The organism is Oscillibacter sp. (genome assembly GCF_032060045.1).
In the GTDB taxonomy this organism is placed as follows: Bacteria; Bacillota; Clostridia; order Oscillospirales; family Oscillospiraceae; genus Oscillibacter.
Map to the genome: position 1 here is coordinate 88,421 of NZ_DAMBZJ010000008.1, position 11,066 is coordinate 99,486.

Below are 11,066 nucleotides of genomic sequence, written 5' to 3' on the forward strand. Positions count from 1 at the left end.
CCCTGCGTATCCATATGGAGCGCTACGATTTCGCCGCCGCGCGGCTCACCGTCACCCACAGCGTGGCGGCGCTGCGGGGAAAGGCGTAGCGCTCACGTCTCCCTCTCGGCGGGAAACCGGGCCAGCAACCAGTCCGCCAGATCACGGCAGACCTGTTGCCTGCAAACATCGTTTAAAATTTCATGCCGCACACCTGGGTATAGCTTCACGGAAACATCCTGCACACCCGCCCTTTGAAAGCTCCGGTACGCACGCGCCACGCCACGTCCCTGTTCGCCCACCGGGTCTTCTTCCCCGGAAACAAACAGCACCGGTGTGCGCAGGTTCATTTTTTTCACATTGGCCTGCCTTGTAATAAACGCGATTCCCCCCAGCATCTCCCGAAACAGCCCCACGCTGGGATTTTCTCCACAGTGGGGGTCCTTTTCATAAAAATTCACCGTCGCCTCGTCGGAGGACACCCAGTCAAACTCCGTCCGGTTTGGGGAAAATGCCTTATTGTACGCGCCGAAGGCCATCTTCTGCACAAGCGGACTGGCGCGCTCCTCCCCGATTTTGCAACATTCGGCAGCGGCAATCGCGCGGCCCGCCGCTGTTAGGATCGGGCGCATCTGCCCGGTGCCCATCAAAATCGCACCGTCCACCGTGCCGGGATAGCGGATCAGGTATGTCCGGACCAGAAAAGACCCCATGGAATGCCCCAGCAGAAAATAGGGCAGGCCGGGAAACTGTTGGCCCGCCAAGCAGCGAAGGGCGTATAGATCGTCCACAACTGTATTCCAACTCCCCGCCGGGCCGAAATACACCCGAGGTGCGCCATCAGCCACGGATGCTCCATGGCCCAGATGATCGTTTCCCACCACGGCAATGCCCCGCTCCGTCAGATAGGCCGCAAGTTCCTCATACCGCAGGACATATTCCGAAACTCCATGAGCGATTTGCAGCACTGCCCGCGGTCTTTCCCCCGGAAGCCACTCCACCGTGTGCAGCTCGGTTTTCCCATCGTGAGAAAGAACTGTAAATTCGCGCTTTACCATGGCAACGCGCTCCCCTCTGTGCTATAATGCCTCTCATACAGGCATCATAGCACACAGCGCGTAAAATTTCCACAGGAGGTTTTGCCATGGAACCCTTTGTCGCTGCGCTGGATCAGGGCACCACCAGTTCCCGGGCGATTCTTTTCAACCGGGCAGGAGAAATTGTCTCACGGGCCCAGCATCCCTTCCGCCAGATTTATCCCCAGCCCGGCTGGGTGGAACACGATCCCCATGACATCTGGGAAACAGAAAAGCGGGCCCTTCAAGAGGCGGTGGACGCCGCCCATATCGACCCTAAAGCCATTGCTGCCATCGGCGTCACCAATCAAAGGGAAACGACCGTCCTATGGGACAGGAAGACCGGCCGCCCGGTATACAACGCCATCGTGTGGCAGTGCCGACGCACGGCGGGCCTTTGCGACGAGCTGAAGGCCCGCGGCCTTGGCAAAATGGTGGCGGAAAAAACCGGACTTTTAATTGACGCGTACTTTTCAGGAACGAAAATTAAGTGGATGCTGGATAACCTCCCCGGCGTCCGAAAAAGAGCGGAGCGGGGCGAGCTGCTGTGCGGCACGGTGGACTCATGGCTTATCTGGAACCTCACCGGCGGGCGCGTCCATATAACGGACTACTCCAACGCCTCCCGCACGATGCTGTTCAACATTCATACACTGGACTGGGACGAGGAACTGTGCCGTGAGCTGGACGTTCCCATGAATCTTCTGCCCCACCCGGTGAGCAATTCGCAGCAATACGGCACGGTGGCAAGGGGGATTTCCGGCCTAGAGGGACTTGAGGGCATTCCCATCTGCGGCAGCGCCGGAGATCAGCCCGCCGCTCTGTTTGGTCAGGGCTGCTTTCAGCCGGGACAGGTGAAAAACACCTACGGCACCGGCTGCTTCACCCTGATGAATGTCGGCAGCAGCCCAGTCGTTTCAAACGCGGGACTGGTGTGCAGCGTGGCGTGGAGCCTTGGCAGCCGGGTCTGCTACGCGCTGGAAGGCAGCGTATTTAACGCGGGCAGTACCATCCAGTGGCTGCGGGACGAACTGGGGCTGATTGAAAGTGCTTCAGAGTGCGATCGGCTGGCGGAGAGCGTTCCGGACAGCGGCGGGGTGCTGGTGGTCCCGGCCTTCACGGGCCTCGGCGCGCCCTACTGGGATATGTACGCCCGGGGAACCATTCTGGGCGTCACCCGGGGCACGGGGAAAGCCCATCTCTGCCGTGCGGTGCTGGACTCCATCGCGTTTCAGGTCTGCGATTTAATTACCGCGATGGCCGCCGACGCAGGCCGTCCCATCACCTCTTTGCGGGTGGACGGCGGGGCATCCGTCAGCGATCTTCTGCTCCAGCTTCAGGCGGATGCACTCCGATTGCCGGTGGACCGACCCGTGCAGGTGGAAACCACCGCCTTTGGCGCGGCGGCGCTGGCGGGACTGGCGGCGGGCGTTTGGACCGGGCCGGAACAGCTCTCCGCCCTGCGGCGCAGCCAGCACGTGTTTCTGCCCGTGCGGGGCAAGACGGTCTGCCGGGAAGAATTGAGACGGTGGGGCCGAGCCGTGGAGCGGGCACGAGGCTGGATTGAGCCGGAGCCGTGACACTTACGCCGCAGAATCACTAATGTTACATGGAGCTGCATCCACTTGAAAACGAACTGTGAATTTTGGAAAAATCGGTTGCGTTTTATCCAATGACCATGTATACTAACTTCAAGAAACCTGGTCTAAGGGCTGCACTCCAACGGATACAGCGCGAAAGCGCAGGAAATGAAAGGGGTTTTCAACATGGCATTTGATTTTTTGAACGATCTTGGTAAAAAGGCGCAGGCCGTTGCCGCCGTTGCCGCCGATAAGGCGAAGGACGCCGCAGAACTGGCGAGAATCAATATGGCCATTGCCAGCGAGCAGCGGGAAATTGATAAGAGTTTCCGCGCCATTGGCGAGTGGTATGTCAGCGAATTCAGCGGTGAGATTCCTCCCGCAGTGAAGGATCTTGTGGATGCAGTGTCCGCCTCTAAGGCGAAGATTGCCGAACTGGAGTCCAGCAAGCCCATGAAGGAAGAGGCTTCCGAGGCGGCGCAGAGCGTCAACAAGGCCTGCCCCATCTGCGGGACCTCCTCTGACAGCAAGTTCTGCCCCCAGTGCGGCGCACCCATGGGCGAATAAGCTTCGCAATCAAAACATTTGCAACGTAAAAGGCCCGGACATTCGTCCGGGCCTTTGTTCATTCTGTTTCGAATTTGTGGGAGACGCTCCTTACAGTGCGGCCATTTCGGCGGTTACAGCATTCTCGCAGGCACGCATTGCCGCAAGCGTTTTGTCCAAAAGCGCATCCAACTCCCAGCCCAGGCGCTCCGCGCCGGTCTGAATCACGTCTCGGGAGCAGCCCGCAGCAAATTTCTTATCCTTGTATTTCTTTTTCAGGCTGGAAAGTTCCATGTCCTGACAGCTTTTGCTAGGCCTCATCCGGGCCGCCGCGCCGATGAGGCCTGTCAGCTCGTCGGCGGCAAAGAGAACCTTTTCCATCTCCTCCACAGGCTCCACATCGCAGCAAATCCCATAGCTGTGGCTGCAAACCGCATGGATGAATGCGTCTCCGCAGCCGATTTCCTTCAGCAGTTCCGGTGCTTTCAGGCAGTGCTCCTCCGGCCACTTTTCAAAGTCCACATCGTGCAGCAGGCCCACCGTGGCCCAAAAATCCGCGTCTTCGCCGTACCCCAGCTCAACGGCGTACCACCGCATTACGCCCTCCACCGTCAGCGCGTGCTGAATGTGGAAAGGCTCGCCGTTATACTTGCGCAGCAGGGCCAGTGCCTGTTCTCTCTGGGGATAGTCTTTCATGGATGTCTCCTCCGTTTTAAATGTGTGCGCGCTCCACAGGGAAGGGCGCGCTTATGTGTGATTATGCCGCATTATACACGTCTTTCCGAGGGTTTGCAAGTCTCGATCAGCTTGGTTTTCGCGGGTCCGGGTCCCCCTCCAGCGTCACGAAATAATCGTAATAGGGCAGCAGAAATTCATAACCTGTTTTCAACCGGTCCACCAGATCCCGCGTGAAGAGAATCTCGTTCAGCTTGTCCCGGCGCCCCAGAGAAAAGCTCTTTTTCAGATACCATGGCGACAAAAGTTCGCTTGGTGCACCCTCCTTGGGGCGCTTATACTCCTCTCCCTCCAAAGAAAACTCCTGCTGCCGATTCAGTTTCCGGGTCAGGGCCTCCATGGGTTTTGGGTCCCGCTCCATGCGGGCGCGGAGCTTCATCATGGTAGAGGGACTGGCTGCGTAATACCCAAGTCCATAGCTCCACTCGTCCGGTCCCAGCTCAAACCAGAAGCAGGGCTGCACCGTCCACACGCTTTCCGCCGGGGCCTCCACGCTGATCCACAGATGGTCTTTAAATGGTCCCCGCCCATGGAGCCGCCGTGCATCCCGATAGATGCGGGAAACGCGGCCCCGTAGCGGAAGCTCCGGTCTCTGCTCTGAAAACCAGCTGTATAGCTCGTCCCCCAACTCCTTCATAGGGCGGTAGAAGCTGGATAAGTATATCTCCTTATGCGCCTCGAACCACGGCTTTTCATTGTTGAAGCGGATGCCCCACATAAAATCCACCGTTTCATCCGTAAAGCCATTGAACATGATTGCCTCCCGTTCCTTTGTTTTTCAAAACTGCAAGGGTGGCGGCACAAATTGCCGCAACTTTTTCTACAAGGATATCATACCACCGATTTCCCCAAAAAGGAATTGAAATATTCAATTTTGGAGCCAAAAGGTTTGCTTTGCCCCGTGTCCGTGCTATACTGTACAAATACTTCTTTAAAACGCGGGAGCCTACGTCTGCCCGAACATTTGAAAACCGGAGGGATTCGTTCATGAAGCTTGATTATACAATCTGGGACCCCACGAAAAATATCACCCTGCTGGTTTCCACCCCTGTTCCCCGTGCCATGCAGCCCGAGGTGGCGGCAAGGCTGATGTCTATGCGTCCTCAAGTGGAGCAAGTGGGGTTTATCGAGCCCGCTTCCCTTCCCGGCGCAGTGTTGCGTCTGCAAATGATGGGCGGCGAATTCTGCGGCAACGCCTCCATGTCCGCTGCGGCCTATGCCGCAAACAGAGACGGACTGAACACCTCCGAGGTTCCGCTGGAAGTCTCCGGCCACGAAGGACTTCTCACCTGCCGTCTGGACCGGCGGGAAGATGGAGTGTGGGGTACTGTGAACATGCCCCTGCCCGTGGAGATTACCACGGTGGAACTTCCCGGTGGGCTTTCTGTTCCCGCCGTGGTGTTTGACGGGATTGTCCACTGCGTTGTCCCCGCCGGCTCACTTTCCCGGGAGGCGGCGGAATCCGCCATCCGTCCCCTGTGCGCAGCGCTGGACGCGGACGCCTGCGGCATCATGCTCTACAACCGGGACACAAGCTCCATTACGCCGCTGGTCTATGTCCGCTCCACCGACACGGCGGTGTGGGAATCCGGCTGTGGCAGCGGCAGCGCCGCTGTGGGATCGTACCTTGCCTCTCAGGCGGCAGAAGACGTCACGGTGAACCTCCACCAACCGGGAGGGACCATCACCGTTTCCGCAGCGTGGGAAAATGGGCGTGTCCCCTCCCTTTGCATCACCGGTCGGGTGGCACTGGTGGAGCGGGGCAGTTGCGAGCTGTAAGGATTTTCTTCATTTTCGCAGTATCGTACATAAGAAATTGCCTAAATGTTAATTTTATTCATTGAGCCTGATTTTCTTTGCATTTTTCAAAAAGGTGTGGTATGCTTATCGTTGCTTTTGGCGACCCCCTACTATATAAGGAATAACATTCCGACTTTTTCTCCCAAAAAGCCGGGTCAGAAAGGATCTTTAACTACCTATGAGCTTCATGAAGAAAATTTTCGGAGATTACAGCTCCCGCGAGCTCAAACAGATTTATCCCATCGTCGATAAAGTCGAGGCGCTGAGTGACGAATACAAGGCGCTGAGCGACGAAGAACTGCGGGGCAAGACGGCCCAGTTTAAAGAGCGTCTGGCAAACGGCGAGACGCTGGACGCGATTCTGCCGGAGGCGTTTGCCACCGTGCGGGAGGCTGCGGACCGCGTACTGGGCCTGCGGCCCTATCGCGTGCAGCTTGTGGGCGGCGTGGTGCTGCATCAGGGCCGCATCGCAGAGATGAAGACCGGTGAAGGAAAGACCCTGGTGGCCACCCTTCCCGCCTATCTCAACGCGCTGACCGGAGAAGGCGTTCACATCGTCACTGTGAACGACTATCTTGCCAAGCGCGACAGCGACTGGATGGGCAAGGTTCACCGTTTTCTGGGACTGAAGGTGGGCCTGATTGTCCACGGCCTGACCACCGCCCAGCGGCAGGAGGCCTATAACGCCGACATCACTTACGGCACCAACAACGAAATGGGCTTTGACTATCTGCGGGACAATATGTGCATCTACTCGGCGGAGTTGGTCCAGCGGGGCCACGCCTTTGCCATCGTGGACGAGGTGGACTCTATCCTGATCGATGAGGCCCGCACTCCCCTGATTATTTCCGGACAGGGCGAAAAGTCCACCCAGCTGTACGACATGGCGGAGATGTTTGTCTCTCGCCTGAAAAAGCGCGTGGTGGCCGAGGTGGACAGCAAGGAAGAGGACGACGAAAACGAGTCCGCCGACTATATTGTGGACGAAAAGGCAAAAACCGCCATGCTCACCGCCAACGGCATCGAAAAGGCGGAGCAGTTCTTCCACCTTGAAAACCTGTCCGACCCTGAAAACTCCACCCTGTCCCACCACATCAATCAGGCCATCAAGGCCCACGGCGTGATGAAGCGGGACATTGACTACGTCGTGCAAAACGGCGAAGTCATCATCGTGGATGAGTTCACGGGCCGCCTGATGTTCGGCCGCCGGTATTCCGCCGGGCTGCATCAGGCCATTGAGGCCAAGGAGCATGTGACCGTTGCCAGCGAGAACAAGACGCTGGCCACCATCACCTTCCAGAATTATTTCCGCCTGTACGAAAAGCTCTCCGGTATGACCGGAACGGCCATGACCGAGCAGGAGGAATTTGGCACCATCTATAATCTGGACATCATCGAGATTCCCACTAACCGTCCCAATCAGCGCAAGGACAACCACGACGTGGTCTATAAAACGGAGGCGGGAAAATACCGCTCCGTCATCCAGCAGATTAAGGAGTGCCACGAAAAGGGCCAACCGGTGCTGGTGGGCACGGTGTCCATTGAGAAGAACGAGATTCTAAGCGGGCTTTTGGGCCACGAGGGCATCCCCCACAGCATCCTCAACGCCAAGAACCACGAAAAAGAAGCGGAGATCATCGCGCAGGCGGGCAAGCTGGGCGCCGTCACCGTGGCCACCAACATGGCGGGCCGCGGCACCGATATCATGCTGGGCGGCAACGCCGAGTATATGGCGCAGGCAGATCTGCGCAAGGCCGGAATGTCCGACGAGCTGATTGGCGAGGCAACCGGCTATGCCGAAACCGAAAGCGAGGAGATTTTGGACGCCCGGAAGCGGTATGCCGAGGCGCTGGCCCACCACAAGGCGGAAATTTCCGACGTGGCGGAAAAGGTCCGAGAGGCAGGCGGCCTGTTCATCATCGGCACCGAGCGTCACGACTCCCGCCGGATTGACAACCAGCTACGCGGCCGCGCAGGCCGGCAGGGCGACCCCGGCGAAACCCGGTTCTATATCTCCCTTGAGGACGATTTGATGCGCCTGTTCGGCGGCGACCGGATCACGGGTATCATGGAGCGGATGGATCTGGATGAGGACACCCCCATCGAGAGCAAAATGCTCTCCAAGGCCATCGAAAATGCCCAGACCACCGTGGAGTCCCGGAACTTCCAGTCCAGAAAGTCCGTTCTGGAATACGACGACGTGATGAACAAGCAGCGGGAAATCATCTACGGCCAGCGCAAGCAGGTTTTGGACGGCAAGGACCTCAAGGAAATTCTCCTTGGCATGACCCGCTCTGCCATCACCGAGCAGGTGGCCCAGAGCTTTGGTGAGCAAACCGCTTTGGACGAGGCGGGCTTCCAAGAGATGTTGACGGGGCTGGAGGGACTGTATTTCCCCAAGGGCACCTTCCACTTCACCGAGGAGGAACTGACCGAAAAGACCGAGCAGTCCCTTTCAGAGCTGTTCTACGCCGAGGCGGAGAAGACCTACGAAGCCCGGGAGCAAGAGTTTACCCCCGCAATCGCCAGAGAACTGGAGCGGGTGATCATGTTGCGCGTGGTGGACGAATACTGGATGGACCACATCGACGCCATGGACGATTTGAAGCAGGGCATCCGCCTGCGGGCCTATGCCAACACCGACCCCGTCATCGCCTATAAGCAGGAATCCCTCACCATGTTCGAAGAGATGATTTCTGCCATTCAGAACGAAACGGTGCGTCGGATGTTCTCCGTGCGCATCAAGACCAACGAAGAGGTCAAGCGGGAACGCGTGGCCAAGGGCATGACCGAGAACGTGGGCGGCGACAGCACCGCGCCCAAAAAGCAGCCTCGCAAGGTTACAAAAATTGGACGCAACGACCCCTGCCCCTGCGGCAGCGGCAAGAAGTTTAAAAACTGCGACTGCGCGGAGTATCACTCCTGACGAATTGTAGCGCGATTCAGGCCGTCCCCTGTTCTCCTGCCGGGAGGGCGGGGGGCGGCTTTTACTGAAAGGAGCGTTTCATGAAAGACGACGCAAACGGCAGCGCGATACATTTACTGTCGGACATCCGGCATATTTTGGTGGCAATCTGCCTGATGCTTGGGGGCATTGGCTTCATCCTGTTCTCCATGGCCATTGTTCATGATTTCTTTCTTGGCCTGGGTGTTGTTTTGCTGCTCTGCGGCCTTTTAAAAGTGCTGGGCCTTTGTCTGAACGGCAAGATGGACGCCGAAGCAGCCCAAAGCGCCAATCAGCCGGATAGCGCAGACTCTGATACACCTTCAAACAAAACCAACACCCAAAAGGAGGACTGACATGCCCTTGACAACGCATGAGGAAAACGGTCTTGTCTATTTCACTTCCCCCCTGCTGGACGGCTGCGGCGGTATTGCCCACGGCTTTTCCACCCGGAAAGGCGGCGTGAGCAAGCCCCCCTGTGACACACTGAACCTTGGTCCCAGCCGGGAAAATGACCGTCCGGCTGTGGAGGAAAATTACCGCCGCTTCTGCGGCGCGGTGGGCGCGGATATGTGCCATGTGGTGCTGGCCCGGCAGGTTCATGAAACCACCGTCCTTCCCGTCACGGAGGAACGGGCGGGCATGGGCCTGTGGCGGGAGCGGGACTTCACCGCAGACGCGCTGGTCACCAATACAAAAGGGATTCCCCTTCTCGTTTTCTCCGCTGACTGCGGCATCATCCTGCTTCACGACCCGGAAGCGGGATGCGTGGGCGCGGTTCACGCCGGATGGAGAGGCTGTGCACTGGGCATCCTTGAAAAGACGGTCCGGGAGTTGACCCGGCTGTACGACGCAAAACCGGAACGGATGGTGGCGGCCATCGGGCCGTGCATCGGCCAGTGCTGCTTTGAAACCGACGGTGACGTGCCTGAGGCCATGATCAAGGCGTTAGGCGAGGACGCCGCGCCCTATCTTGAACGGCGAGGGCTTAAATGGCAAGTGGACTTGGCTGGGCTAAACCGCCAGTGGCTGCTGAAAGCGGGCCTTTCCCCGGAACATATTGATGTGAGCGGTCTTTGCACTCACTGCCGCCCGGACCTGTTCTGGTCCTATCGCCGGGTCGGCGGGCAGCGGGGCGCGCAGGCGGCGCTGATTTCACTGGTATAAACCGCAGGAGGAAACGGAGAGAGCTATGAAACGCTTCAAAAAATTGATAATCTCCCTGCTCTGCGCCGCGCTGCTGCTGAGCGGCTGCGCTCCTTCGCCCGACGTGACCGAGGAGGAATTTCCCCCTGGGCAGACCAGTGAGAGTGCAGGCCCGTCCGGCTCTGAAGCGGCCCCCTCCGTTTTGCCGAAGGAGTTGGCCCTTCCATGGTATCCGGAGCTGAGTCTGGACCCCATCACCTGTGCCGACGGGGTTCAGCAGACAGCGGCGGCACTTTTGTGCGAAGGTCTTTTTGAGCTGGACAAAACGTTTGCGCCCCAGCCTCTTCTCTGCGCCTCTTATACGCAGGACCCCTCCGGAAGCGCGTACACTTTTCTCCTCCGCCCCGGCGTGCTGTTTTCCGATGGAACCCCCCTCACCTCCGGTGATGTGGCCGATACGCTGCGCCGGGCGCAGTTCTCTGGACGGTATGGCGCACGGCTGGGAGATGTTTCCTCAATCACGGCGGGAGATGGGTCCGTAAGCGTCCAGCTATCCTCCCCTAACACCGCGTTTCCGGCCCTGCTGGATATTCCCATCGTCAAATCCGGCACGGCGGACACCGTGCCCGTAGGGACGGGGCCTTACAGCCTTGTCGCCAACGAAGCGGACACATACCTTGCCGCCAATCCTCATTGGCAGGGAGGTAAGCAGCCGGTGGACCACATTGCATTGCGTGCGGCAGGCGACGCGGACGTGATGCTGTTCCAGTTCACCTCTCACGAGACGCAGCTTTTGACCTCGGACCTCACCGGTTCTAATCCCATCAGCGTCGCCGGCAGCATCCAGTTTTACGAGGCGGCTTCCACCGTCTTTCAATACGTGGGAATAAATGTCCGCTCTTCCGTCCTGTCCAACGCGGAGGTGCGCCAGGCTTTGAATCTGGGACTTGACCGGGAACGGGCTGTCAGTGCATATCTCTCCGGCCACGCAAACGCCACTCAGTTTCCTATCTCCCCCGCCTCGGCGGACTATCCCGCAGAACTTGAGAAATCCTATTCCTACGCCGCGTTTCAGCGGGCCATGACCTCTACGGACCTTAGCAGCGGCCAGCACCTGTCCCTTGATATGATCGTCAACGAGGAAAGCAGTTTTAAGGTGGCGGCCGCGCGGCACATTGCCGCTCAGCTTTCTGCCTTTGATTTAAAAATCAACGTCCGTGTCCTGCCCTGGGAAGAATATTCCGCCGCGCTGGCGGCGGG

The 11,066-nt window shown here is 58.4% G+C and carries 10 protein-coding genes; 7 read left to right on the forward strand and 3 right to left on the reverse strand.

Features of this window, described 5'->3' with window-relative positions; translation table 11 throughout:
* Positions 1-92 precede the first annotated feature (92 nt).
* Positions 93-1,037, reverse strand: coding sequence for an alpha/beta hydrolase (locus RT018_RS05165; RefSeq protein ID WP_312939881.1), 945 nt, complete (start codon positions 1,035-1,037; stop codon positions 93-95).
* A gap of 86 nt (positions 1,038-1,123) precedes the next feature.
* Here RT018_RS05165 and glpK point away from each other — a divergent pair, with 86 nt between their 5' ends.
* Positions 1,124-2,635 (forward strand): glycerol kinase GlpK, encoded by a 1,512-nt coding sequence (gene glpK, locus RT018_RS05170; protein ID WP_312939883.1) that lies wholly within the window; start codon positions 1,124-1,126, stop codon positions 2,633-2,635.
* 186 nt (positions 2,636-2,821) lie between these two features.
* Complete coding sequence (locus tag RT018_RS05175; protein ID WP_312939885.1) at positions 2,822-3,202, forward strand: zinc ribbon domain-containing protein; 381 nt, start codon at positions 2,822-2,824, stop codon at positions 3,200-3,202.
* A 90-nt stretch (positions 3,203-3,292) separates the two neighbouring features.
* On the opposite strand, the gene RT018_RS05180 is transcribed toward RT018_RS05175, so the two are convergent.
* Positions 3,293-3,877, reverse strand: coding sequence for a hydrolase (locus tag RT018_RS05180; protein ID WP_312939887.1), 585 nt, complete (start codon positions 3,875-3,877; stop codon positions 3,293-3,295).
* Between the two features lie 106 nt (positions 3,878-3,983).
* On the reverse strand, positions 3,984-4,670 hold the full coding sequence (locus RT018_RS05185) for a DUF2461 domain-containing protein (protein WP_312939889.1): 687 nt from the start codon (positions 4,668-4,670) through the stop codon (positions 3,984-3,986).
* Between the two features lie 233 nt (positions 4,671-4,903).
* Between RT018_RS05185 and RT018_RS05190 the strand changes: the two genes are divergently transcribed.
* The 5 genes from RT018_RS05190 to RT018_RS05210 form a co-directional block, all read left to right on the forward strand.
* A complete protein-coding gene (locus RT018_RS05190) occupies positions 4,904-5,695 on the forward strand; it encodes a hypothetical protein (RefSeq protein ID WP_312939891.1) in 792 nt (263 codons plus the stop codon).
* Between the two features lie 199 nt (positions 5,696-5,894).
* Entirely contained in the window at positions 5,895-8,642 is a 2,748-nt protein-coding gene (gene secA, locus RT018_RS05195; RefSeq protein ID WP_312939892.1) for a preprotein translocase subunit SecA, read from the forward strand.
* An 80-nt stretch (positions 8,643-8,722) separates the two neighbouring features.
* Positions 8,723-9,016, forward strand: coding sequence for a hypothetical protein (locus RT018_RS05200; protein ID WP_312939894.1), 294 nt, complete (start codon positions 8,723-8,725; stop codon positions 9,014-9,016).
* A gap of 1 nt (position 9,017) precedes the next feature.
* Positions 9,018-9,827, forward strand: coding sequence for a peptidoglycan editing factor PgeF (gene pgeF / locus RT018_RS05205; RefSeq protein WP_312939896.1), 810 nt, complete (start codon positions 9,018-9,020; stop codon positions 9,825-9,827).
* 25 nt (positions 9,828-9,852) lie between these two features.
* Positions 9,853-11,066 (forward strand): ABC transporter substrate-binding protein (locus RT018_RS05210; protein WP_312939898.1); only part of this gene is annotated, 1,214 nt, incomplete at its 3' end.

Bases quoted from the DNA above. Each gene is read 5' to 3' on its own strand.
- RT018_RS05165 (WP_312939881.1), bottom strand. From the start codon at position 1,037: ATGGTAAAGCGCGAATTTACAGTTCTTTCTCACGATGGGAAAACCGAG.
- glpK (WP_312939883.1), top strand. From the start codon at position 1,124: ATGGAACCCTTTGTCGCTGCGCTGGATCAGGGCACCACCAGTTCCCGG.
- RT018_RS05175 (WP_312939885.1), top strand. From the start codon at position 2,822: ATGGCATTTGATTTTTTGAACGATCTTGGTAAAAAGGCGCAGGCCGTT.
- RT018_RS05180 (WP_312939887.1), bottom strand. From the start codon at position 3,877: ATGAAAGACTATCCCCAGAGAGAACAGGCACTGGCCCTGCTGCGCAAG.
- RT018_RS05185 (WP_312939889.1), bottom strand. From the start codon at position 4,670: ATGTTCAATGGCTTTACGGATGAAACGGTGGATTTTATGTGGGGCATC.
- RT018_RS05190 (WP_312939891.1), top strand. From the start codon at position 4,904: ATGAAGCTTGATTATACAATCTGGGACCCCACGAAAAATATCACCCTG.
- secA (WP_312939892.1), top strand. From the start codon at position 5,895: ATGAGCTTCATGAAGAAAATTTTCGGAGATTACAGCTCCCGCGAGCTC.
- RT018_RS05200 (WP_312939894.1), top strand. From the start codon at position 8,723: ATGAAAGACGACGCAAACGGCAGCGCGATACATTTACTGTCGGACATC.
- pgeF (WP_312939896.1), top strand. From the start codon at position 9,018: ATGCCCTTGACAACGCATGAGGAAAACGGTCTTGTCTATTTCACTTCC.